This is a genomic window from Thermoanaerobacterium xylanolyticum LX-11 (genome assembly GCF_000189775.2).
GTDB lineage: Bacteria > Bacillota > Thermoanaerobacteria > Thermoanaerobacterales > Thermoanaerobacteraceae > Thermoanaerobacterium > Thermoanaerobacterium thermosulfurigenes.
The window spans coordinates 1,141,551-1,165,444 of record NC_015555.1 but is presented as its reverse complement, the minus strand read 5'-3'; the positions used below and the strand labels follow the sequence as shown (position 1 = coordinate 1,165,444).

At 35.1% G+C, this 23,894-nt stretch carries 27 protein-coding genes; all 27 read right to left on the bottom strand.

Translation table 11 applies throughout. The features are described from left to right. Positions 1–18: 18 nt before the first annotated feature. The gene (locus tag THEXY_RS05620) at positions 19–1,011 is read right to left on the bottom strand and encodes an NAD(P)H-dependent glycerol-3-phosphate dehydrogenase (RefSeq protein ID WP_013787865.1); all 993 of its coding nucleotides are present in this window, start codon (positions 1,009–1,011) and stop codon (positions 19–21) included. Positions 1,012–1,025: 14 nt separating this feature from the next. Further along, positions 1,026–1,622 (bottom strand): glycerol-3-phosphate 1-O-acyltransferase PlsY, encoded by a 597-nt coding sequence (plsY, locus tag THEXY_RS05615; protein WP_013787864.1) that lies wholly within the window; start codon positions 1,620–1,622, stop codon positions 1,026–1,028. Positions 1,623–1,638: 16 nt separating this feature from the next. Continuing rightward, positions 1,639–2,958: a ribosome biogenesis GTPase Der gene (der, locus tag THEXY_RS05610; RefSeq protein WP_013787863.1), complete on the bottom strand. Its 1,320-nt coding sequence runs from the start codon at positions 2,956–2,958 to the stop codon at positions 1,639–1,641. A 4-nt stretch (positions 2,959–2,962) separates the two neighbouring features. Continuing rightward, on the bottom strand, positions 2,963–4,264 hold the full coding sequence (locus THEXY_RS05605; protein WP_013787862.1) for a DUF512 domain-containing protein: 1,302 nt from the start codon (positions 4,262–4,264) through the stop codon (positions 2,963–2,965). A gap of 51 nt (positions 4,265–4,315) precedes the next feature. Beyond that, positions 4,316–4,780 (bottom strand): DUF3189 family protein, encoded by a 465-nt coding sequence (locus THEXY_RS05600; RefSeq protein WP_013787861.1) that lies wholly within the window; start codon positions 4,778–4,780, stop codon positions 4,316–4,318. Then, positions 4,777–5,238 carry a DUF3189 family protein gene (locus THEXY_RS05595; protein WP_230197649.1) on the bottom strand — a complete coding sequence of 154 codons (462 nt, stop codon included), beginning with the start codon at positions 5,236–5,238 and terminating at the stop codon, positions 4,777–4,779. Before THEXY_RS05595 ends, THEXY_RS05600 begins: the two co-directional genes overlap by 4 nt. 37 nt (positions 5,239–5,275) lie before the next feature. Then, entirely contained in the window at positions 5,276–6,406 is a 1,131-nt protein-coding gene (spoIIP, locus tag THEXY_RS05590) for a stage II sporulation protein P (RefSeq protein ID WP_013787859.1), read from the bottom strand. Beyond that, positions 6,387–7,103 carry a DUF1614 domain-containing protein gene (locus THEXY_RS05585; RefSeq protein ID WP_013787858.1) on the bottom strand — a complete coding sequence of 239 codons (717 nt, stop codon included), beginning with the start codon at positions 7,101–7,103 and terminating at the stop codon, positions 6,387–6,389. The genes spoIIP and THEXY_RS05585 overlap by 20 nt, the downstream gene beginning before the upstream one ends. A gap of 80 nt (positions 7,104–7,183) precedes the next feature. Next, the gene (gene phoU, locus THEXY_RS05580; RefSeq protein ID WP_013787857.1) at positions 7,184–7,840 is read right to left on the bottom strand and encodes a phosphate signaling complex protein PhoU; all 657 of its coding nucleotides are present in this window, start codon (positions 7,838–7,840) and stop codon (positions 7,184–7,186) included. Between the two features lie 13 nt (positions 7,841–7,853). Continuing rightward, positions 7,854–8,603 (bottom strand): phosphate ABC transporter ATP-binding protein PstB, encoded by a 750-nt coding sequence (gene pstB / locus THEXY_RS05575; protein ID WP_013787856.1) that lies wholly within the window; start codon positions 8,601–8,603, stop codon positions 7,854–7,856. Between the two features lie 37 nt (positions 8,604–8,640). Beyond that, positions 8,641–9,528: a phosphate ABC transporter permease PstA gene (gene pstA / locus THEXY_RS05570; protein WP_013787855.1), complete on the bottom strand. Its 888-nt coding sequence runs from the start codon at positions 9,526–9,528 to the stop codon at positions 8,641–8,643. Continuing rightward, complete coding sequence (pstC, locus tag THEXY_RS05565; RefSeq protein WP_013787854.1) at positions 9,525–10,430, bottom strand: phosphate ABC transporter permease subunit PstC; 906 nt, start codon at positions 10,428–10,430, stop codon at positions 9,525–9,527. Before pstC ends, pstA begins: the two co-directional genes overlap by 4 nt. A gap of 181 nt (positions 10,431–10,611) precedes the next feature. Then, positions 10,612–11,517, bottom strand: a complete 906-nt coding sequence (locus THEXY_RS05560; RefSeq protein WP_013787853.1) for a phosphate ABC transporter substrate-binding protein — start codon at positions 11,515–11,517, stop codon at positions 10,612–10,614. Between the two features lie 93 nt (positions 11,518–11,610). Continuing rightward, complete coding sequence (gene pnpS, locus THEXY_RS05555; RefSeq protein ID WP_013787852.1) at positions 11,611–12,972, bottom strand: two-component system histidine kinase PnpS; 1,362 nt, start codon at positions 12,970–12,972, stop codon at positions 11,611–11,613. Further along, on the bottom strand, positions 12,965–13,672 hold the full coding sequence (locus tag THEXY_RS05550; protein WP_013787851.1) for a response regulator: 708 nt from the start codon (positions 13,670–13,672) through the stop codon (positions 12,965–12,967). The genes pnpS and THEXY_RS05550 overlap by 8 nt, the downstream gene beginning before the upstream one ends. A gap of 40 nt (positions 13,673–13,712) precedes the next feature. Further along, positions 13,713–14,180 (bottom strand): transcriptional regulator NrdR, encoded by a 468-nt coding sequence (gene nrdR / locus THEXY_RS05545; RefSeq protein ID WP_013787850.1) that lies wholly within the window; start codon positions 14,178–14,180, stop codon positions 13,713–13,715. An 88-nt stretch (positions 14,181–14,268) separates the two neighbouring features. Further along, complete coding sequence (locus tag THEXY_RS05540) at positions 14,269–14,520, bottom strand: YlmC/YmxH family sporulation protein (RefSeq protein WP_013787849.1); 252 nt, start codon at positions 14,518–14,520, stop codon at positions 14,269–14,271. 86 nt (positions 14,521–14,606) lie between these two features. Continuing rightward, positions 14,607–15,377: an RNA polymerase sporulation sigma factor SigG gene (gene sigG, locus THEXY_RS05535; protein WP_013787848.1), complete on the bottom strand. Its 771-nt coding sequence runs from the start codon at positions 15,375–15,377 to the stop codon at positions 14,607–14,609. A 65-nt stretch (positions 15,378–15,442) separates the two neighbouring features. Next, positions 15,443–16,168: an RNA polymerase sporulation sigma factor SigE gene (gene sigE / locus THEXY_RS05530; RefSeq protein ID WP_013787847.1), complete on the bottom strand. Its 726-nt coding sequence runs from the start codon at positions 16,166–16,168 to the stop codon at positions 15,443–15,445. Between the two features lie 15 nt (positions 16,169–16,183). Continuing rightward, complete coding sequence (gene spoIIGA, locus THEXY_RS05525; RefSeq protein ID WP_013787846.1) at positions 16,184–17,026, bottom strand: sigma-E processing peptidase SpoIIGA; 843 nt, start codon at positions 17,024–17,026, stop codon at positions 16,184–16,186. Between the two features lie 231 nt (positions 17,027–17,257). Further along, positions 17,258–18,346, bottom strand: a complete 1,089-nt coding sequence (ftsZ, locus tag THEXY_RS05520) for a cell division protein FtsZ (RefSeq protein WP_013787845.1) — start codon at positions 18,344–18,346, stop codon at positions 17,258–17,260. A 17-nt stretch (positions 18,347–18,363) separates the two neighbouring features. Beyond that, on the bottom strand, positions 18,364–19,590 hold the full coding sequence (gene ftsA / locus THEXY_RS05515; RefSeq protein WP_013787844.1) for a cell division protein FtsA: 1,227 nt from the start codon (positions 19,588–19,590) through the stop codon (positions 18,364–18,366). A gap of 22 nt (positions 19,591–19,612) precedes the next feature. Beyond that, positions 19,613–19,960: a small basic family protein gene (locus THEXY_RS05510; RefSeq protein WP_013787843.1), complete on the bottom strand. Its 348-nt coding sequence runs from the start codon at positions 19,958–19,960 to the stop codon at positions 19,613–19,615. Beyond that, positions 19,960–20,679, bottom strand: a complete 720-nt coding sequence (locus THEXY_RS05505) for a DUF881 domain-containing protein (RefSeq protein WP_013787842.1) — start codon at positions 20,677–20,679, stop codon at positions 19,960–19,962. The genes THEXY_RS05510 and THEXY_RS05505 overlap by 1 nt, the downstream gene beginning before the upstream one ends. 17 nt (positions 20,680–20,696) lie before the next feature. Next, positions 20,697–21,416 (bottom strand): cell division protein FtsQ/DivIB, encoded by a 720-nt coding sequence (locus THEXY_RS05500; RefSeq protein ID WP_013787841.1) that lies wholly within the window; start codon positions 21,414–21,416, stop codon positions 20,697–20,699. A gap of 62 nt (positions 21,417–21,478) precedes the next feature. Further along, a complete protein-coding gene (gene murA, locus THEXY_RS05495) occupies positions 21,479–22,729 on the bottom strand; it encodes a UDP-N-acetylglucosamine 1-carboxyvinyltransferase (protein ID WP_013787840.1) in 1,251 nt (416 codons plus the stop codon). Positions 22,730–22,799: 70 nt separating this feature from the next. Further along, on the bottom strand, positions 22,800–23,894 hold the full coding sequence (gene murG / locus THEXY_RS05490) for an undecaprenyldiphospho-muramoylpentapeptide beta-N-acetylglucosaminyltransferase (protein ID WP_013787839.1): 1,095 nt from the start codon (positions 23,892–23,894) through the stop codon (positions 22,800–22,802).

The window sequence follows — 23,894 nt, the reverse complement described above, 5'->3', positions numbered from 1 at the left end:
AAAAAAGAGGACACAATTTTATATGCCCTCCATCTCATGCTTCTTATTGCGTGTCATCAATGAATATACAGCTTCCCTGGGATTTTTACCTTCAAATAGTATCGAATAAATTTCATTAGTTATTGGCATCTCAATGTTATGAATTTTAGAAAGTTCATAAGCTGATTTCGTCGTATTAACGCCTTCTACAACCATTCCGATTTCATTTAATGCTTCGTCTAATGATTTGCCTTGCCCTATTTTTATGCCAGCCTTTCTGTTGCGGGAATACATGCTTGTACATGTTACAATAAGATCTCCCATGCCTGTCAATCCCAAAAATGTAAGTGGATCGGAACCTAATGCAACGCCTAAACGAGTGATTTCAGCAAGTCCTCTTGTCATAAGTGCAGCCTTAGTATTATCCCCAAAACCAAGCCCGTCTGATATGCCAGCACCTAATGCAATGATATTTTTAAGAGATCCACCTAATTCAACACCTATCAAGTCTTTATTTATATACAACCTGAAATTTTCATCCATCATTACATCTTGCACATATTCACATGCATTTATATCGCTTGATGAAATAACACATGCTGTAGGTATGTGCCTACAGACTTCCTCTGCATGGCTTGGTCCAGAAAGCACAACAACTGGATTATCCACTATCTCTTGTATAACCTGAGACATCCTTTTTAAACTGGAAGTTTCAAGACCCTTTGCTAAATTTACAATTATTGCCGACTTGTCAATTAACCCTTTTATCATTTCTACCACATATCTTACTGCATGTGAGGGAACTGCTAAAACTATTATTTTCTTGTTTTTAACTGCATGACTCATGTCAGTAGTTATATCAATGCTTTTCGGCAATTTTGCATCAAGGTACTTTCTATTATAGCCCGTTTTTTTGATTTCTTCCATTTGCTTTTGATCCCTTGTCCACATGCAAACATTGTGATTCATAGAATCCAAATGAATCGCCATTGCTGTTCCCCAACTGCCTGCTCCTAATACTGCAATGTCCATTTGTAAATCCCTCTTTACTTTATATTTGTTTTTTGTCCAAATTTCGATTCAGTTCCATTGAGTAATCGTTTTATATTCGCTCTGTGCTGAAACACAGCCATTGATGTAATCAGTATTGCAAATACCAACATATTAGATGATTTGTAATAAATAATATTAAATAGTAGAAATGAAACTGCTCCTATTATAGAACCAAGCGAAACATATTTGCTGATAGTGATAATAGCAATTCCTATTATAAGCGACAAAACCGCAATGACAGGACTTATGGTTACAATAGCTCCAAAGCTTGTAGCTACTCCTTTACCACCTTTAAATCCCAAGAAAACAGGCCAATTGTGCCCCATCACTACTGCGATTCCTGCAACATAGCCACCTATATTCCCAGCAATAAACCTACCAAGAAGTACAGCTAAAACTCCTTTTAATACATCAAATAAAAATACAAAAAAAGCGACTTTAAATCCAAGAACCCTCATGACGTTTGTAGCCCCAGCATTTCCACTGCCGTACTTTCTTATATCGGTTTTTTTGATAAAATTAGTAAAAAAATAAGCACTGTTAAACGACCCAATTAAATAGGCAAGTATAGCGACTAATGCTATCTTCACCGTAGATTCACCTCCTTTACTTTTCGCCTTTTTTTCTAACTTCAATTTTTAATGGCACGCCTTCAAATCCAAAATTATCTCTCAGTGTATTCTCTATAAACCTCACATACGAAAAATGCATTATCTCTGGATCATTTACAAATACCGCAAACGATGGTGGCTTTATGCCAAATTGCGTCATGTAGTATACTTTTAATACGCGGCCTTTTTCTGCAGGTGGCGGATTTATAAGCAATGCTTCGCTTATCACATTGTTTAACGTACCAGTAGAAATCCTTTTATTGTACTCTCCCCAAACGCTATTTATTAGTTCAAAAAGCTTATTTAACCTTTGTCCGGTTTTAGCTGATATATACGTTATTGGAGCAAAACTCATAAAAGAAAACTTCTCCCTTATAAGCTTTGTATATTCATTTACGGTGCTATTATCTTTTTCAATGAGATCCCATTTGTTTACCGCAATTATCATTGCTTTATTCTGCTCAAAAGCATAACCGGCAATTTTGGTATCTTGCTCAGTAGGGCCTTCAGTAGCATCTATTACAAGAATGCATATGTCAGATCTATCAATTGCAGCTAAAGCCCTCAAAACGCTGTATCTTTCAATCTTATCCTCTATTCTTCCTTTTTTTCTCATGCCTGCCGTATCGATTATGACGTATTTTCTGTCATCTTTTTCAAAGTACGTGTCAAGAGCATCTCTTGTAGTACCAGGTATGTCGCTGACGATGGCCCTTTCTTCGCCCAATATCTTATTGACGAGAGAAGACTTCCCTACGTTTGGCTTCCCTATAAAAGATATTTTAATAGTTTCTTCATCGTATTCGTCTATATGATCAGGTATATTTTCAATGACTTCATCCAACAAATCTCCTATGCCTAATCCATTAGATGCTGATATTGCTATTGGCTCTCCAAATCCAAGTCGCATCGAATCATAATAGCTAATAGGCATTTCTTTAAAGTTGTCAACTTTGTTTAATACAAGCAAAACTTTCTTGCGAGATTTCCTCAACATAGCTGCTATATCCTCATCAACAGGACTTACGCCTTCTTTTCCATCAATTACAAATAAAATCAAATCAACCGTTTTTAAAGCAGCTTCAACTTGCATCTTTATTTTCGAAAAAAACTCATCTTCCGAATCTGGCTCAAGCCCTCCTGTGTCAACCAATATAAACCTTTTATCCATCCATTCCGTCTCAAAATAAATTCTATCTCTTGTTACACCAGGTTGATCTTCAACTATTGAAATGCGCTGTCCAGTTATCTTATTAAAAAGCGTCGATTTCCCAACATTTGGTCTACCTACAATTCCTACCATAGGATATGCCATCGTATCACCTTCCAATTATCTTTTGTATAAATTTTTTGCCATCTACTTCGGAAACTAATACTTTTGTATTAAGCTCCTTTTCCACATCATCTATTGTCACATCATCTAAAAATGAGTCAGTACCTTCTTTTATCATGGAATCGGGTATTATTAAAGTTTCACCATTTATTTTGCCTTTCAACTGATTTATAATATCGCCACCTGTTATAAGACCTGAAACAGTTATCTTTTTGCCAAAGAAATTATTAATTATTGGAACGACTTTAATATCTACACCTTTTTTATCTAGCATATAAACAAGTTCCTTAATAAATTTATATGCTGACACTCCCGTTATAACACAAAAACTATTTTTAGGCTTCACATCTCCAATTTTTTTGTAGTAATCTACAAACTGCTTTTTAAACATGGCCATAAGGCCTACACCATTTTCAATTTGCGGGAAATTCTCATACGCATTATAATCAGGTATGTCTACGTCTGCTAAAACGTAAAATTCATCCGCTGCAAATACAAATGATGTTTTTATATCGCTTTTCAATCTTTTCTGCCATTTAGATATTTTATCTAATACCTCTTGTGCCCCTTCTTTATCAAATGTTTTAAGCTCAAAAAGCCCTTCTCTATGGTCTGTAAGTCCAACAGGCACCACCGCAACTGATTTTACTCCTGGAAAAAGCCTTGACAGATCCTCAATAGTCTTATCAAGGATTTGCCCGTCGTTGAGACCAGGACACAAGACTACTTGGCAGTGTACTTCAATACCATTTTTAATAAGCTCTTTTATCTTGTCTAAAATCCCTCCGGCATTTGGGTTTCTCATCATCCTTTTGCGGATCTCATCGTCTGTAGCGTGAACAGACAAGTATATTGGAGACATCTTATAACTTATAATCCTGGAAAATTCTTCATCACTTACATTAGTAAGCGTCACAAAATTGCCTTGCAAAAAAGACAAGCGGTAATCATCATCTTTGAAAGCCAAACTATGCCTTACATTCTTAGGCAATTGATCAACAAAACAAAAAACACACTTATTCCTGCAGTGTTTTAGCTTATCTATGATCCCTGTCTCAAAAATAAGACCCAAGTCATCATCGTAATCTTTCTCAATCTCGTAAATATATTCCTCTCCATTTTCCTTTTTTATTAAAAGCTCTATATTTTCATTAGCTATTTGAAACTTATAATCTATTAAATCTGTTATTTCACTGCCATTTATCGATATAAGCGTATCACCTGGCTCAATCCCCAATTCATCAGCAATGCTATCTTTTAGTACATCTTTTATTTTATGGTATGCCATTTAATATCCTCCTACTAATCATCCAATAATATTATGAATTAATAGAAGGACTTAGTCAAGCTCTTTTAATCTGAACTTCACACTATTTACTATGTCTAAAAAGTTTTTGTACTTTTTTATTATTCCATAGACAGTAAAAGGTCTGCCAATAGATATCATTTTAAATCTTCTGGATGTCATGCCACCAAACTTCGTCATAAGTCCAATAGCTGGCAATGTATCAATAAGCATTATTTCTTCTTCATGTATTCCAGATTCCCTTAAAAAGCTTTTTACGGCCTTCATCATGATCTTTCTCCCGCTTTTGGCTCCAATTGCGTACACATCATTGTTAAATTCATCAACACCCATGTAAAATGGAATACCTATCTGATTACCTTCTGTCATATCATAATGAGGTAAAGACAGGAATTCTTCAAAAGCCGGAATCCTATCATTAGGAAGAAATCCAACGTGAATCGCTGCCGCCACAATTGATGAATGAGCACTTCCATAACAAACATAAGCTATAATCATGTTTTCTCCTCAGCACCATGTCTTTTAAATTCTTCAACTAAATTTTTAATTCCATCAAAACGCTTAATTAACCAATTGTATAAAATTTCATCAGAAATCTTTTTTAAAAGCACAATCTTTCTTATTGGAAAAATAAATTTAAGATATTTGGGTTCATACATGCTTGTATCGATAAATATTAATCTGTCATACTCCAAATTGTAAATCTTTCTAAGCCCTTCTAATGTCTTTTTTATGTTATCGCTAAAACTTTTCATGCCTATGACATAAACCTCATGTAAGTTTTCATCAAACCCTATGTATTTTAGTTCACCGTAGTCTAAGTCAAGCATTTCTGGCAAAGAAAATATAGTGTCTTTTGATACTTTATCTTTTAAATATCCTGTATGAATATACGCTGCAATGACCGATGAAAAACATCCGTAATAGCTGTAGTATACTATTTTCAGTTTTATCACCACACTATAAAAATGGTGCTTTACCGCACCGATCAGATTACTTCTTATCTCGATTGAAAATTCCTAAAAAACTGCTGAATTCTTTCTTTGTATAATCTTTTATCTTTGACATCATCTCTCGTCCACCTGTACTTAAAAACATAAATCCTACAATCGAAAAAACAGCTACACCTATAAGAATCCAAATTCCCCAACCTGCAGAATTGTTTTGTGACGTCGTTCCTTTTTGTGTATTAGTCAAGGTTCCAACTTGTTTCTTTTCATCTGCACCATATACAGCTTTGGTAAGAACGTCAGCCATAAATTTGGCTGATTCCTCTGCTCTTTGCCTTGTATGCGTATCTGTGCCAAATTCCAATAATAACGAATTAGGAGTTAAATCTTGATTGTAGTCACCGCTTCCATAAAAAATATCTTTTATCAAGTTAGGATATTCCTTGTCTGCTATTGCTTTTATTCGAAAAGCTAAATCTTGATTGGCTTTTAAATTTGCATTTGTTCTGCCTAAAACAAGTCTAACACCTGTCGCATTTGTGCCTGCTATTTTTCGTATATAATCTTGGTACGGTGCAGCATCCCTGTGTATATCAAGCAGCAAATCAGGTCTATCGTTTTTTAAAATTTTTAATGCACCAACGCGAGAGCGCCTATACGCCATTGCATCATGTGGCAAATAAAGTGTCTCATCAACAAATGTTTTTATACCCTTTTTCGACAGAGCATTGCTTAACGATGCATCAACTTTATATATGCCTCCATGTCCATAGATACTAGCAGTTCCATCCGTCGGTATATATGATTCATCGCTATGTGTAGAATACATTGCAATTTTTCTTTCGCCAGTTTTTTGAGCCATTGCTTGAGAAACTTCTTCTATGTTGACATCCGGAAGCTTTACCGTCTTTAAATACGTCGCATAAGCTTTGTCATTTTTTTCATCGACTTTTATTATCTTGTACATTTTATTGTCATGTGATAAATACATATCATTTACCTTTAAGTCCCAAGAAATCCTAAAAAGCACATTATTCGTCTTGTTCAGATATACCGTATAGTATCCACCGTCTTTACCGCTCCAATTATCGGCATTTATTTTTACAAATGAAAAAGACACGAATACAATCAATAGCATTAACGCAATCGCTTTTTTATTTCTCATCTGAATCATCACTGTCCTTTTTGCGATATTTTTCTCTAATAGCTTCAATATCGTCCTCGCTTAAAAGGCTGCTGGTTAAATGCGGTTCTGTACCCTTTTTTGATGTACCTCCTTGTATTTTTTCTCTTGTTTCACCAAGTATCTCAGAGAAAAATACGGCTACTATCATTGATATGACTACAGTATCAAATGCACCTGCCCCTCCTACAGAAATCGTACCCGGTCTTGCTAAAATTATATTTGTAATACCTTCTGCCAAGTCGCTTAAAATGACTCCCATAACACCGGCGATAAAAGCACACCTTCTTGATTTGCCAAACAAATAAGCGATCAAACCACTGATAATGCCATAAACATAGTTAGGCTCTATGAACATAGCTTCTGGTTCACTTGGCAGTAACTTTCCAGCCAAGTAAACAGCAGTTCCTGCCAATATAGATGACACTATAGCGTTTATCCTCTCAACGCCTCTTTCCGCTCTAATGAATAAATAGACTGCAACGGCTGCCGGTATCACAGCACCTCCTATGTTTATAGATATTTTTTTCCCCAGCGGTATATCTGGCAAAAATGTACCAACAATCATACCCATTATTATTATAAGAGCCCATGTATCTGTCATTTTCATCCTGTCTAAGACTCTATGAGCAAATCCAAACAGAACAAATAGGCCTGTTATGGATAATATTATGTAAGCAAGTGGCATTTAACATCACCTCGATTTATATCTTTTGCAGTATTAAAAAAAGTATACAAAAAAAACACCTAAAAAGGTGTTTTCTAATTTTATTCATTTAGGTCTATATGCTGCCCACTATCAAGGTATATTACCCATTCACATATATTTGTCGCATGATCTGCTATTCTCTCCAAGTAGCGTGCCACAAATAAAAACTGTGCAGCTTGATCGATGTTTTTTGGATCTTCTATCATATACGTAAGAAGCTCTCTAAAAATCTGCTTGTATAAACTGTCAACAATATCATCTTTTTGATTGATGGTCTTTGCTAATTCTGTATCTTGATTTACATAAGAGTCAAGAGACAGCTTAACCATCTCTCTCACGATATCGCTCATCCTTGGTATATCAATAAGAGGCTTAATATACGTCTGATGTGCTATCCTGATCGTGGTTTTTGCTATGTCTACCGCATGATCTGCCATTCTTTCCAAATCAGTGTTTATCTTTAGACCTGTAAGGACAATCCTAAGATCTTTTGCCAACGGTTGCTGTGTCAGAATTATCCTGGAGCATCTATCGTCAATTTCCACTTCTTTTTCATCTATCCTGTCATCTTGATCGATTACCTTCTGAGCCAGTTCTACATCATGGTTTATTAAAGATAATATGGAATTCCCGATAGCTTCTTCAACCATTGCACCCATCTTTAAGATATCGTAATGCAAATCCTCCAACTCTTTTTCAAAATGTGTCCTGTTCACAATAGCACCTCCTTTAACCAAATCTTCCTGTTATATAATCCTCTGTGCGCTTGTCACGTGGATTATAAAATATATCCTCAGTTTTTCCTGTCTCGATTATCTCGCCATTTAAGAAAAATGAAGTTGAGTCAGATACCCTTCCAGCCTGCTGCATATTGTGTGTCACTATAACTATAGTATATTTATTCTTCAATTGGTCGATTAATTCTTCTATCTTCATGGTTGAAATCGGATCGAGAGCAGATGTTGGCTCATCCATCAATATTATCTCTGGCTCAATAGCTAATGTCCTTGCTATGCACAATCTCTGCTGCTGACCACCTGATAAGCCTAATGCAGAATCATTAAGCCTATCCTTTACTTCATCCCAAAGGGCTGCATCTTTTAAACTTTTTTCAACTATCTCATTTAATATTTTCTTATTTTTCTGTCCGTGTATTCGCGGACCATATGCTATATTATCGTATATGGTCATTGGAAAAGGATTTGGCTTCTGAAACACCATCCCTACCCTTTTTCTAAGCTCTATCGCATCAACATCTTTGTATATATTTTGATTGTCTATCATGACAGTTCCTTTAATAGTCACACCATCTATAAGGTCATTCATCCTGTTCAATGTCCTTAAAAAAGTAGACTTCCCACAGCCAGATGGACCAATCAAAGCCATAACGCTGTTTTCTTCTACATCGATATTTATCTTTTTAAGAGCCTGCATCTGACCATAAAACAAATCAAGATCCCTTACTTCAATTTTTTTCATGAAAAAGGTTTCCCCTTTCTATAATAATTATATTGCATTACTTTCCGCCTGTCATCTTTTTATATAAAACATTACCAAGCCAACGAGCTAAAATGTTAAACACCAACACTATTATGAGAAGAACTGCCGCTGAACCATCAGCAATTTGCCTGGCATCTGGTGCAAGCCCTTCACTATTAACTTTCCAAATATATACAGCCAAAGTTTCGGCGGCTCTAAATGGATAAAATGGAGAACCTGGCACTAAAGGGTTTAAAACTTTAAAATTAAGCATAGGTGTACTCATACCAGCCGTGTATAAAAGTGCAGCAGCTTCTCCAAAAATCCTACCAGAAGTAAGTATTATGCCTGTCACAAGTCCTGGCAAAGCAGATGGAATAAGCACTTTTACTATCGTTTGCCACTTAGTAGCGCCTAATGCAAAACTTGCCTCTTTTAATGAAGATGAAACACTTTTTATGGCATCCTCACTGACTCTCGCCATAACAGGCAAATTTAATACAGTAAGGGCCAATGCACCTGACATCAAGGAATACCCCCAATGAAGCATATTCACAAAAATTAAAAGGCCAAATAATCCTACCACAATCGATGGCAATGACGACAACGTTTCTGTTGACAATCTAATTAACTCAGTTATTTTGCTGGGTCTTGCATACTCTGCCATGTAAAGTCCTGCACCAACTCCAATCGGAACTGAAATAATAAGCGTTATCACTAAAAGCAACAGTGAATTAAAAATCTGTGGAGCTATACCTCCACCTTTCTCCATGAATTTTGGAGGTGTCAATATAAAATGCAAATTTAATTCACTTCTACCTTGATACAATATATAACTTATAAGAGATAAAAGAAAAAGCACTATGACTCCTGCCACAACGTAAAAATATATAGTAGCCAGCTTATCGTAAAATTTTGATTTCATTTGTACATGCTCCTCCTGCCAACAAGCCTTATTATGAGAATAAATCCAAACGATATTAGCAGCAACAATAATGCCAAGGACCAAAGAGCATTATTCCAAGTTGAACCTGTCACCGTATTTGCCATATCCATAGTGATAATAGATGTAATCGTGGACATAGGCTGCAAGAACGACAAAGGAATCGCTGGGCTGTTTCCGATAACCATTTGAACTGCCAAAGCCTCGCCAAAAGCACGAGCTAATCCTAATACAACTGCTGTAAGTATGCCTGACTTTGCAGCAGGCAATATTACCCTTCTAATCGTCTGCCATCTCGTGGCTCCAAGCGCATAAGAAGCTTCCCGTATCTCCCAAGGCAATGACTTAATAGCATCCGTACTGACGCTTGTTATCGTCGGAAGTACCATTATCGTCAATACTAAAATACCAGCAAGCAGGCTAAAACCTAACCCGCCAATGTGCTTACTTATGAAGGGAACTAAAACGGTAAGTCCAATCCAACCGTATACGACAGAAGGGATGCCAACGAATATCTCCATCGCAGGTTGCAATAAGTTTTTTCCAAGTTTTTTTGCTATTTCAACCATAAAGATAGCTGCTGATATGCTAAGAGGTGTGCTTATCAAAATGGCAAAAACTGAAACAAATACCGAGCCCAGTATAAACTGAAGTGAACCTACAGCAGGCCCTCCTTGACTATTAGGTCTATAAGGTTTCCATGTGGTTCCAAAAAGAAATTCGCTTACAGAACGTTTATCAACAATAAACGTTGAAAGCCCTTTTGTTGCAACAAAGTAAAAAATAGAAACAGTGATGACTATCAATAAAAAAGCACAAATAAAAGCATACGTTTTTCCAATCTTGTCAAAAACCTTTCGTCTTTTGTCATACTTTTCAGACATTTTTTACCTCCTGATATGAATTTTCGACAATACTTTAATTATAATAGTAGCAAAGTACAATAATTTATTCATTAAGTTAGTGTAAAATTCATGTTAATTTTATGTTAAGTTTCTAATAAACTTTATTAAAATTAGAGCTAGTAATAAACTAGCTCCTCCTTAATAACACTTATCATCATTTTTACTTTAAAGTTACTTTCATGTCATTTATGTTTATAAAGCCAAGCTTCTCTGCAGGTCCTTTCTGTACTTCGTCAGACATCATAAAGTCTAAGAATGCCTTCACAACACCTTTAGGTTCGCCTTTTGTATACATGTGCTCATATGATGCTATTGGATAGGTGCCATTTATGACATTTTCTTTTGTTGGTGCGACACCATTGTATTTCAGCGTCTTCACAGTGTCATCTACGTAAGCAAAACCAACATAGCTTATTGCACCTTTCTTTTCAGCGACTGTCTTCTTCACCGTTCCATTTGAATCTTCTGTCAATGCTTCCCCCTGAACTTCATCTTTTCCACCTAATACTATCTTTTTAAAGGTAGCTCTTGTGCCTGAACTTGTAGGTCTATTTACTACAACAATAGGTTCGTCCTGTCCTCCAACTTCTTTCCAATTCTTTATCTTACCTGTAAAGATATCAACCAATTGCTGCTGCGTCAGATTATCTACCGTGACATCCTTATTAACAATAACCGCGAAACCTACAACCGCTACTTTGTGGTCTACTAATGATTTTGTATCAATACCTGATTTTTCTTCTGCATATATGTCTGAATCACCTATGTCCGCTGCACCTTGCGCTACCTGTGTCAAACCAGTACCACTTCCACCGCCTTGTACATTAATAGTGGCATTAGGATATTTTTGATTGAATAATGTTGCTGCTTGCTCTACTAAAGGCTGTAAAGCAGTAGAACCGACTGCTGTTGCAGTGCCAGAAATATCTTGACTGCTGGTTTGACTGCTATTAGATTGATTAGATGATCCAGAATTATTAGTATTTGGACCACATGCAGAAAACAAAAACACGCTTAAAACCATCAATACAGACAACAAAACTTTTGCTATTTTGCTCTTTGACATAATTGCACCTCCGTATTTTTTTTACAATTTCAGTATAGCAGTCTATTGTAAAGCCTGTATTAAGCCTGTGTTAAAATCATGTAAAATCATGTACTATTTTTGATCTTTAGGTAAAACAATAGCAAATTTTGTGCCTTTGCCGACTTCACTTTCAACAGTGATACTGCCTTTCATTGATTCTACAATGTGTTTTACTATTGCAAGGCCAAGTCCAGTACCGCCCAATTTTCTCGATCTTCCCTTATCAACCCGATAAAACCTCTCAAAGAGCCTTGGTATATTCTCCTTTGATATGCCTATACCACTGTCTTCTACTTCTATTACGATATTGTTTTCCATATCAGTTGTAGTGACTTTCACATATCCACCTTCAGGAGTATACTTTATTCCATTGTCAACAAGATTGATGATCATCTGTCTAAGTCTATCCTTACTGATCTTAATCACAACATCTTTGCAGTTTAAATCTTTTATAAGCTTTATATTTTTATCTTCAGCAGTCTTTTCCATGATGTAAAAAATTTCATTGATTTCTTCATCAATTACAATATCCTCTTTTACAAAACCTTCCTTCAAATTTTCTATCTCAGAAAGCGTCAAAATATCATTTATTAGCCTCGTAAGTCTTTCAGCTTCAAACTCGATGATCTCTAAAAACCTATCCCTTCGCTCAATATTATCAATTGCACCTTCCCTCAATGTCTCAATAAAACCTCTTATAGAAGTAAGTGGCGTCCTTAACTCATGTGATACATTTGCCACAAAATCGCTTCTGATTTTTTCTAACTTTCTGATTTCCGTTATATCATTTATTATGACAACAAACCCTAATTTTTTATGCGTGACTTGATGAACGATTGGACTGGAGTATATTTTTAGATGTTTGTTAAATGTGTCAATCTCAAAGTTATCTATATTATATCCCTTGTCTTTTATGATTTTTTCCAAAACATCGTGAAATTTGGAATTTCTAACAACATCCAATATGTGTTTTCCAACTGCATAATTGTCCTTGATGCCAAGCATTGTTCGAGCTGAATCGTTTATAAGCAAAATTCTCTCATTTTCATCAAAAGCTACGACGCCATTTACTAAACTTTTTAAAATAGCTTCCAACTTTGCATTTCTATCGTACAACTCGTCAATTGTTTCTTGAAGCTTGTCCGACATAGTATTTATGGCAAACGATAATTGACCAATCTCATCGATTGATTTTATCTCAATTCTGTGCTCATAATTGCCTTTCGTTATCTCTTTAGCAACATCGGTAATCTCATTTATAGGCTGAACAATGCCTTTTATTAACCTGTAACCAAAAAAATTGCTGACAATCAGCCCAAAAAGTATCCCGATTATAAGCCTTATCATTGACACTTTCCCAATAAAAAAAAATGATGTTGCCAAGATGCCTAAAAAACTTATGATAAAATAGCTGTAGTACAGTTTTTTAAACATCACTTTCACCTATATCCTTTAATTTGTACCCAATCCCACGTACTGTTTCAATGTATACTGGAAGTTTATCATCATCTTCTATCTTTTTTCTCAAATGTCGTATGTGGACATCCACAGTTCTTGTTTCGCCAGCGTATTCATATCCCCATACCTTGTCCAACAAATAATCTCGAGTCAAAACTTTGCCTCGATTTTTTGATAAAAGTTTTAAAAGCTCAAACTCTTTTAAAGTGAGATCAAGCAATTCATTGCCTTTATAAACCAAATGTTTTTCAGTATCTATCGTGATATCTCCAAACTTGATGATCTCATTATCTTCAGACTCATTTTTGGATCTTCTTAGCACTACTTTAATCCTTGCCAACAGCTCTCTTATGCTGAAAGGTTTTGTAATGTAGTCATCTGCCCCAAGTTCCAATCCTAATATCTTATCTACTTCTTCGCTCTTTGCAGTCAGCATAATTATAGGGATGTTTTTAAGATGTTCATCTGATTTTAACTTTTTACATACATCTATGCCATCTATATCGGGAAGCATCAAATCTAAAAGAACCAGATCGGGGTTTGTCTCTTTGCATTTTTCAAGGCCACCTTTGCCATTATCTGTTAAAACAACATTATATCCTTGTGCTTCTAAATTGTACCTTAACAACTCTAAAATATGGGCTTCATCTTCAATAACAAGAATTGTATGTGCCAAAATTGCACCTCCTAAGTACATCATGTACAAAATTAGAGCTTCATTTCTTCTCCTCGGTATCATTCAGCAATTTTTTTAGCTCGTCCATAAAAGTGTTTATGTCTTTAAATTGTCTGTAAACAGATGCAAATCTTACATACGCCACTTCGTCAACATTTTTAAGCTTTTCCATCACCATCTCTCCAATTTTAGCAGATGTGATTTCCTTTTCATAAGAATTGTAAATATCTCTTTCTATTTCATCCGTTAGCTCTTCTAATTTTTGAATAGGAACAGGCCTTTTTTCACAAGCTTTTATCATGCCTCTTAGTATTTTATCCCTGTCATAAGACTCTCTGCTTAAATCTTTCTTTATTACCAGAATAGGAACTTGCTCGACTTTTTCATAAGTAGTAAACCTTTTGCCGCAATTTATACATTCTCGCCTTCTTCTTATTGAAGTAGAATCATCGGTAGGTCGAGAATCAATCACTTTAGAATCTAAATAACCGCAAAAAGGACATTTCAAACATTATCATTCCTTTCGTCACAACCGATCAAAAAACTTTCTTCATCGACAATTGCTAATAAAATTATAATAAAATTGATGTAAATAGTCAAACTTGTGTTACATCTTCATTAATATCAATTAGTATAACATCTTCTCCTATTTTTTTTACAGATTGCCATGGTATGTACAAGTCCTGATCCTTTGCAAAAAGTCTAAATCCTTTTGTCTCGGCTGGTATTATAAATCCGTCTACTTTGCCTTCCTCCAAGTTTACTTCTATGTCAATTATATTGCCAAGCCTTTTGCCGGTTTTTACATCAATTACGTCTTTGTCTCTTAAATCTGATGTTTTAAACATTCCGATTCCCCCTTAAAATCTTTATACTAAAAATATATGCAGTTATTTTTATCAAATTACAATAGAAAAACTTGCCATAAGGCAAGTCATATATATTTTCTCATGTGGGATAATGCTGATTTTTCAAGTCTTGACACTTGAGCTTGTGATATACCAATCTCTTTCGCAACCTCCATTTGAGTTTTTCCTTCAAAGAAGCGCATCGTCAATATCATCTTTTCTCTGTCATTTAATTTCTTTATTGCCTCCTTTAATGCTATTTGTTCCAACCATACTTCATCTACGTTTTTTTCATCGCCAATCTGGTCCATCACGTATATTGCATCTCCGCCATCATGGTATATTGGTTCAAAAAGTGATACAGGATCTTGTATAGCATCAAGCGCAAAAACAACTTCTTCTCTCGGTATGTTTAATTCTTTCGCTATATCGCCAACAGTAGGTTCTTTCGAATTTTCATTGACAAGTTTATCTCTTACTTGCAAAGCCTTATATGCCACATCTCGTAATGATCTGCTAACTCTAATAGAATTGTTATCTCTTAAATACCGTCTGATCTCTCCAATGATCATTGGCACTGCATACGTTGAAAATTTCACGTTCTGATTTAAATCAAAATTATCTATCGCCTTAATCAAGCCTATACAGCCAACTTGAAACAAATCATCTACATACTCACCACGATTGTTAAATCTTTGTATAACGCTCAATACAAGTCTTAAATTTCCATTTATGAATTCTTCTCTGGCGCTTTTATCGCCATTTTTCATTCTTAAAAGAAGTTCCTTTTGCTTAGCTCCTTTTAGTACAGGTAACTTAGAAGTATTTACTCCGCAGATCTCTACTTTATTATTCATATGCCCATCCTCCAAATGTATTGGTTAATTTTAAGTATTACCTGCGGAGCAAATTTTATTCAATTTTAAACTAATCTATTTATTTCTTTTTTGAGTCTTTTTAATATCCTTTTTTCTAATCTTGAAATGTAGGACTGCGATATGCCTAATAGGTCGGCTACTTCCTTTTGAGTCATTTCTGTTCCACCGCTAAGTCCAAACCTCAATCCTATAATCCTTTTTTCTCTATCAGATAGCTTTTTCAATGCATTTGTCAACAACTGTTTGTCAACTTCGTCTTCAATGATTTTATACACCAGCTCATTGTCTGTACCTAAAATATCTGAGAGAAGAAGCTCATTCCCATCCCAATCAATATTCAGTGGTTCATCAAACGAAACCTCCATTCTGGTTTTGCTATTCCTCCTTAAATACATGAGTATTTCATTTTCTATGCACCTTGATGCATAAGTTGCCAGCTTTATCTTTTTGCGCGGATTGAACGTATTTATTGATTTAATAAGTCCAATGGTTCCTATAGAAATAAGATCTTCTATGCCCACTCCAGTATTCTCAAATTTTTTTGCAATATAAACTACAAGTCGCAAATTCCTCTCGATTAACATTGACTTAGCTTCATTATCACCTGATTCCATTTTCGCTATCAAAAACATTTCTTCTTCTGCCGAAAGAGGAGGAGGCAAAGCCTCACTGCCACCAACATAAAAGATCGAGTCTCGAATTTTCAGTTTTGTCAATACTTTTAGTATTGCCAACTGAATAGTTACTTTCACTTTTGTCTTAATATTCACCGCATCATCCCTCCATCAATTTAGCAATTCTGTACCTATAAGTGCTTCATAATCTGAAGTCTCATTCAACTTTTTAAAATATATTCCTACAATCGCATTTTTTTGCGATTTTCTATATCCCTCAACCACCAAATTGTCAGGTATAAATCCTATCAAAATCCCGCTGTCGTTTCCAATAGAATTAAAAGGCACTAATCTCAACCTTTTAAGCCATTTATCATCATCTACTACTTTAGTCATTTCAAATATAGATTCATTTCCCATAGAATCAAACACATTTTTTAATTTTTCTGGCAACAATTCTTTTACAGCTTCATATTCTACTATTGCAACAGGATAATTAGAAATAGGATCATGCAACGTATTGCCTGTATCTAATATCGCCCTTACATCTCTCCCTTTATTATCCATATCTATATGCAGCTTATACAAAATATTGCTTTCTATATTCTTTTTTGATATGTACCCCCAACCAATATAAGTTAAAAGTATTGCGAAAAATAGTGCTGCTATTATGATCTGTCTAATGCCTATATTCACGACGTAAATCAATGCAAAAGCTGTCCCACCTATTATAAATGAAACCAAATAAAAAATGCTTAAAACTCTTATAAATTCATGAAATCTGTTAAATCCAAATGCAATTGCCACCATTAAAATAGATATTATTATTTTAAATGTAAGTGAATAAATTATATTAGGCAAAGAAAAAAATATTAGAATTACATACAAAGCGCCTAAAGCGGACGAGAAAATTAACTTTGCATTATTAGTATTTGATCTGGAAAATCGCTTAGTCAAATATAAAATTATATAATTTATGATCAAGTTTTCGATAAAAATTACATCGGCGTACACTCCTATCACTCCAAATAACTTTAAAAACTACCTAAACTATGTATATTCATTCCGCAACCCTTTATTCCTATTATAATAAAAAAATATCGATAAAATTGTTATAATTTGGCATCAAATTTTCTCTGTTATCAATATTTTTTTAAAGAATTTTATACATTAATGTTAATTAATGTAGTTAAAAAGGCATTAAAAAACACCCTAATTAAAACATTAATTAAGGTGTTTCTATTTTTACTTTCTACCTCTTCTTAGGAAAGTAGGAATGTCGAGGTCGTCGTTGTCAAACTTTATAACCTCATTTATGTCTTTAACATCGCTTTGTTTTATAAGTTCCTTTTCTATTTTTGGTTTCTTTTCAGATTCAAATCTCTTTTCAAACCCTGTTGCAATCACTGTGATCCTAATCTGATCCTCTAAACTTTCATCAATGACTGCTCCAAATATGATATTTGCATCGGGATCCGCTGTTTCATATATGTAATTGGCTGCTTCATTAACCTCAAATATGCTTAAGTTAGTTCCACCGGCTATATTTAACAATATCCCTCTTGCACCTTCTATCGACGTCTCCAAAAGTGGACTTTGAACCGCTTGCTTTGCTGCTTCGGTGGCTTTATTTTCACCAGATGCTATTCCTATACCCATGTGTGCAAGACCTGTTTCCATCATGATGGTCTTTACATCAGCAAAATCAACATTGACAAGACCCGGGACAGCAATTAAGTCAGAAATACCTTGAACACCTTGCCTTAAGACATCATCTGCAATTTTAAACGCGTCTAACATTGATGTCTTCTTCTCTGCCACCTGCAACAGCCTATCATTTGGAATCGTGACAAGTGCGTCTACGTGTTTTTTTAATTCACTTATTCCCATTTCAGCGTGTGTCATTCTTTTTTTTCCTTCAAAAGTAAACGGCTTTGTGACAACTCCAACAGTCAAAATACCTAATTGTTTAGTTATCTCAGCTACTACAGGAGCAGCGCCTGTACCTGTACCACCACCCATACCTGCAGTAATGAACACCATATCAGCGCCGCTTATAATCTTTTCAATCTCATCTTTTGTCTCTTCCGCTGCTTTTTTGCCAATTTCAGGATTTGCACCTGCCCCAAGGCCTTTTGTCAGTTTGTCGCCAATCTGTATTTTTGTCTCAGCTTTTGACATGTAAAGTGCTTGCTTGTCCGTATTGATTGCAATGAACTCCACACCTTTAAGTCCTGCCTCAATCATCCTGTTTACAGCATTCCCACCACCACCACCGACGCCAATAACTTTAATATTTGCAAACTGCTCCATATCTGTTTCAATACCTATCATATAAGACCCTCCTCATATCATATCCAAAAATCATTAAACCAGTCTTTTATTTTTGACAATACCCCACTTTTCTTTTGATCCCTTTCTTTCGGAACCTCAACTTGCTTTTTATATAGATACTTTCGGTTTGCAAAAACATATTTGACGATTCCTACTGCAGTTGAATATACAGGCGTAGAAACTCCAATAGCATTAGGCAAACCCAATCTTACATTTTTACCCAAAATACTCTCTGCTAAATCAAGACTGCCTTTTATAAAAGATATTCCGCCTCCTGTTATTACAATATTTGTTGAAATCTGGTCTAAAACGTTAGAACCTCTCATTTCATCGTACACCATCGTCAAAATTTCATTTACTCTCGCTTCTATAATATCTATTATATCATTAAGTCTGGTATCTTGAGAACTATGATTTGCTATATTTGCTATTTTTACTGTCTCATCATTCTCTACCTTCACCACAGAACCATACTTCTTCTTTATAATTTCGGCTTCTTCAAAAGAAATCTTTAACCCGATTGACAAATCGTTGGTTATGTGATTTCCGCCAACAGGTATCATGCCTGTATATATTAAATTTCCAGACTTAAAGACTGCTATATCTGTTACACCAGCACCTATGTCGATAAGTGCTGCGCCCAGTTCTCTCTCATCTTTAGTCAATATTGCTTCTGCTGTAGCTAATGGCTCTACGATGATTCCCGACATGGTGTAACCAGCCTTTTTAACACATTTTTCCATATTCTGTACTGCTGTCAAGCTACCTGTTACAATCGCCGCGTCAACTTCCAACCTTATCCCTGCCATACCTACAGGGTCTTTAATTTCTCCATAACCATCTACTATGTATTCAATAGGGATAAGCTCAATTATCTGTTTATCAGATGGCAAAGCCATTATTTTAGCAGCTTGCAGCACTCTTTCCACATCTTGTGCTGTTATCTCTTTATCATCCCTTGTTACAGCTACAAGGCCTCTATTTCTGTATATTTCAGTAAGACCGCCGGGAATTTTAATATAAACCGATGTAACCTTTTGATTCGCCATTCTTTCAGCCTGTTCGACAGATTTTTTAATAGAAAAAGCAGTTGTCTCTATATCAACAACGACTCCTTTTTTCATGCCATTGCATGGATACATTCCAATGCCAATTATCCTCAGCTCTCCATTTTTGTCACATTGGCCAATTATAGTACATACTTTTGAGGTCCCAATATCAATACCTGTTATAATTTCATTCAATTAATTTTCCTCCCCTCGGAGCTTATTGTTTTTTAGAAAAATTATTTAAAATGTATCTCCGAATATAAGCAAAATTTGTAAACAATCTGCTGCCAAAAGCAAAAATCGCAGCCAAATAAATCGGAACTCCTAACACATCACCTATATAGGCTAAAACTGCAGCCAATATAGCATTTCCAAAAAAGCCTGAAATGAAAATAGCATTATTGAATTTATTTTCAAGGCTGGCACGAATTCCTCCAAAAACAGAATCTAGTGCAGCCAGTATGGCAACAGAAAGATATGAAGTATATGCAGGAGGCAAATTAATTGGCAAGAAAAAGCCGATTGCAAGTCCTAAAGCTAAACTTAAAATGATAATTAAAGCCATCAATTATTCCCTCCTTCATAAGGTTTCGCATATTTATACGTTAAAACACCGTCATATTTTTTGACTAATATTTTGTCAGAACGCTTAATGTTAACCTGAATTCCCCAGTTTGACAATGTATCGATAATTCCACCTTTAAGTCGCAATGCAGCTTCCAATGTATCTGGATTTCCAATGGCTTTCACCACATATGGAGGCGTAAATCTGACTGAATTAATATCGATAGTATTACCTATCATTCGTATCTCAGATGTCGCAACAAGTCTTTGGTCATTTATTGATATCGCTTCAGCTCCCGCTGCTCTAAGCTCATTAACTATATTTAGAAGGTCTTCATCGTGAACTAAAAAAGCATTCTGATCAGCACCGGGCTGAAGTTGTGTACTGCCGTCATTTATTGTAACTATGATGCCAGGTCCTTCAACATCAGAAAGCCCCGCTAATTCTTTATATTTGTCAAGGTCATCTTTAAGAGATTTTGTTACTGTGCTTGACTTAGCTGCAGAATTTTCATAATTTGATATTTTCGCTTCTAAATCATTTATTTGTTTTTTCAACTCATCTCTCTCTTTCTGAACTTGATTTAATTTACTTGTAAGTTCCTCTGCTCTTTGCACAGTCAAGCTATCACTGTTTTTCACATTTCTAAACTGTGTTGATATCATTATTCCAAGAACGACACATACAAAAGCAATAGAAACAAAAAAGCTCTTTTTCACTGCACTTCCTCCATTTCTTATGGCGTATAAATTGGATTCCCATTGCTTACTATAAGAATATTTCCGCTGTTATAGCCTTTTTTCTCTAAATCGTTCAATATCTTTTCAGAAAAATTTAATGAATAGCTTATGTCATCAACATTCTCCAACACTACATCTATTCCTGAATCCGTCTTTAATGTAATCTTTGAACCATTAACAATTATACTATTGTATATATTCTTATTATATATTAACGGCAATAGTTTTGCTATGTCCTTATTATTACTTAAATTGTTGATTTTGCTTCCTATCTCAAATTTTCCAACGTAGATTCCCTTTAATATTGGCAATTTATTGTTGTAATCACCTAACTGAACTGCGACACAGTCGGTATCTACATATAGAAATTTGTCTTTATAGCTTATTTGAACCGCCAATACCCTTTCATCTATTTTTATTTCGACTTTAGAAGGATAAATTATGTTAATAGACGCATCTTTAATGTATGGATCCTTCATAATGGATTTAATGACGGCTGATTTATTTATTTTCAGAGTATTGCTACCTATCTCTATCCCCGACAACCTTATGACATCGCTCTTATCTACTGATCTTGTCCCATAGACATATATGTTTTTTACATCAAATAATGATGTTTTAAATAAAATTATATAAAGTATAATTGCAAAAATAAACAAAAATACGATAAAAACGCTAAACCTCTTTTTCTTTTTATACTGCCTTTCTTCCATCATATACATCGCCTCTATCATATGCTTGTACAAATTTTAGATGATGTAAAACAGCATTGGCTGTTTTACATAGTCCTTTCTATGTCAGCACCAAGATTTTTTAAATTTTCGCTAAAATCTTCATATCCTCTATCAATATGTTCTATGTCTTCTACAATTGTAGTGCCAATAGCACCTAATCCGGCTAAGACCAGTGCTGCACCACCTCTTAAATCTTTTGCAACGACATTTGTTCCCGTAAGCTTGTCAACTCCTTTCACTACCGCAATTCGCCCATCTACTTTAATATCTGCACCCATTCTTACTAATTCCTCTGTATATTTAAACCTATTGTCAAAAATAGTCTCCGTAATTATAGATGTCCCATCCGCAGTAGCTAAAAGTGAAACCATTTGTGCCTGAAGATCCGTTGGAAAACCAGGATATGGGAGAGTTATTATCATGTCAACTGCCTTGGCTCTACCGGTAGAATTAAGTTTTATAAAGTCATTGCCATGTGATATTTTAAAACCACATTCATTTAGCTTTGACAAAAGAGAATCTACGTGTCTTTTAATCACATTTTTAAGAACTACCTCTCCTTTTGTAATAGCTGATGCAATAAGATAAGTCCCTGCAACTATCCTATCAGGTATTATTGTGTATTCCGTATCATGCAATTCTTTTACGCCTCGTATCACAATAGTATTTGTACCTGCACCTGAAATCTTGGCACCCATCGAATTTAGAAAATTTTGTAGATCCTCTATCTCCGGCTCTTTTGCAGCATTTCCTATAACTGTAGTTCCATCAGCCATGGATGCAGCCAACATTATATTTTCAGTTGCACCAACGCTGGGTATATCAAGATGTATTTCATTGCCGCAAATTGACTTGCTTTCACAATTGATAAATCCATACGATTCATCTATTGATATGCCAAGCTTTTTTAAACTTTTTAGGTGCAAGTCAATAGGCCTATGCCCTATGTCACATCCTCCTGGAAAGCTGATCTGAGCAACATTATTTCTTGCCACCAATGCTCCCATCAAAAAAATGGATGATCTCATTGCTCTCATTAATCTGTCTGGAATGTGGTAATCAATGATACCACTGGAATCTACTATAATGTCTGACCCATCAAATTCTACTGTACAGCCTAAGTGTCTTAATATTTCTATCATAGAATAAACATCTTTTAATCTTGGGCAAGAATGTAAAATACTTACACCTTTGTTTAATAGTGTTGCAGCAAGTATCGGCAATACAGAATTTTTCGCACCGTTTATCCGTACCTCACCTTTTAATCTATTTCCTCCTTTAATGACATATTTCATCCCATTCTATCACCTCCTGTTAAGCTGTACAATTCATAATATGCACCTATGCTTCAGGAGGTTACATCGCCTATTTTAGCTTACAAACAAGCCTATAAATTTCATTGGCAGCATCTATCTTTGATAACTTTTTTGCATTAGCTTTCATGGTTTTAAGCTTACTGGAGTCATTTACGATAGATAATATCTTTTTATGCAAAACATCTCCATTTAAGTCTTTTTCAAGAATCACCAAAGCTGCACCATTTTTTTCAAGAACTCTTGCATTGTACTCTTGATGATTGTGAGTAACATTTGGAGACGGAATTAAAATCGATGCAGTTGATGTGGCTAACAATTCTGCAAGTGTGATTGCACCTGATCTACACACAATTACATCTGCAATTGAATAGATATCACCCATTTCATAACAATACGGAATTATCTTAATATTTTCTCCTAATCTTATATCGTAATCTTTGATCATTTTTATTACACTGTCATACTGATTTTTTCCTGTTATCATGAGAACCTGAAATTCTTCTCTCGCCTTTTTTATCACTTCAACCATGTATTCATTAATTTTGGCAGCCCCTCTGCTACCTCCTACAGAAACCACTACTTTTTTCGTCTCATCTAAGCCCCATTTTCTCAATGCCTTTTTTCTATCTCCATTCAAAATCTCCATTCTAACGGGATTACCTGTCACAAAGATTTTGCCTTTATTTCGAAAGTACTTTTTTGACTCATCAAATGCAACGGCCACAATATCCACAAACCTTGAAAGTATCCTATTTGTAAGTCCCGGATAAGCATTTTGCTCATGAATAAGCGTTGGTATCTTCATAAGGGCTGCTGTCATGACTACAGGACCACACACATATCCCCCTGTTCCAATTACTACATCTGGTCTATAATCATTTATTATTTTTTTTGCATCTATCAAACCATCGAAAGCTATCTTAATAGTCTTTATCGTATCAACTGATAATTTTCGCTTAAATCCTTTTACCCTTATCGTTTTAAGGGTATAACCTGACTTTGGCACCAACTCTTTTTCAAGTCCATTTTCTGTTCCAACAAATAATATCTCTGCATCTTTTTCGTTTCGCATGATTTCATTTGCAATCGCCACTGCCGGATATATATGACCACCTGTACCGCCACCTGTCAATAAGTACCTCAT

Coding starts and splice junctions, on each gene's coding strand:
- THEXY_RS05560 (WP_013787853.1), bottom strand. CDS start 11,517: ATGTCAAAGAGCAAAATAGCAAAAGTTTTGTTGTCTGTATTGATGGTT.
- ftsZ (WP_013787845.1), bottom strand. CDS start 18,346: ATGATAGGTATTGAAACAGATATGGAGCAGTTTGCAAATATTAAAGTT.
- THEXY_RS05510 (WP_013787843.1), bottom strand. CDS start 19,960: ATGGCTTTAATTATCATTTTAAGTTTAGCTTTAGGACTTGCAATCGGC.
- spoIIP (WP_013787859.1), bottom strand. CDS start 6,406: ATGATTCAGATGAGAAATAAAAAAGCGATTGCGTTAATGCTATTGATT.
- THEXY_RS05600 (WP_013787861.1), bottom strand. CDS start 4,780: ATGATTATAGCTTATGTTTGTTATGGAAGTGCTCATTCATCAATTGTG.
- pnpS (WP_013787852.1), bottom strand. CDS start 12,972: ATGTTTAAAAAACTGTACTACAGCTATTTTATCATAAGTTTTTTAGGC.
- THEXY_RS05540 (WP_013787849.1), bottom strand. CDS start 14,520: ATGTTTAAAACATCAGATTTAAGAGACAAAGACGTAATTGATGTAAAA.
- THEXY_RS05500 (WP_013787841.1), bottom strand. CDS start 21,416: ATGATGGAAGAAAGGCAGTATAAAAAGAAAAAGAGGTTTAGCGTTTTT.
- pstC (WP_013787854.1), bottom strand. CDS start 10,430: ATGTCTGAAAAGTATGACAAAAGACGAAAGGTTTTTGACAAGATTGGA.
- THEXY_RS05620 (WP_013787865.1), bottom strand. CDS start 1,011: ATGGACATTGCAGTATTAGGAGCAGGCAGTTGGGGAACAGCAATGGCG.
- pstA (WP_013787855.1), bottom strand. CDS start 9,528: ATGAAATCAAAATTTTACGATAAGCTGGCTACTATATATTTTTACGTT.
- pstB (WP_013787856.1), bottom strand. CDS start 8,603: ATGAAAAAAATTGAAGTAAGGGATCTTGATTTGTTTTATGGTCAGATG.
- THEXY_RS05585 (WP_013787858.1), bottom strand. CDS start 7,103: ATGCCACTTGCTTACATAATATTATCCATAACAGGCCTATTTGTTCTG.
- murG (WP_013787839.1), bottom strand. CDS start 23,894: ATGAGGTACTTATTGACAGGTGGCGGTACAGGTGGTCATATATATCCG.
- THEXY_RS05605 (WP_013787862.1), bottom strand. CDS start 4,264: ATGGCATACCATAAAATAAAAGATGTACTAAAAGATAGCATTGCTGAT.
- murA (WP_013787840.1), bottom strand. CDS start 22,729: ATGAAATATGTCATTAAAGGAGGAAATAGATTAAAAGGTGAGGTACGG.
- der (WP_013787863.1), bottom strand. CDS start 2,958: ATGGCATATCCTATGGTAGGAATTGTAGGTAGACCAAATGTTGGGAAA.
- sigG (WP_013787848.1), bottom strand. CDS start 15,377: ATGAATAATAAAGTAGAGATCTGCGGAGTAAATACTTCTAAGTTACCT.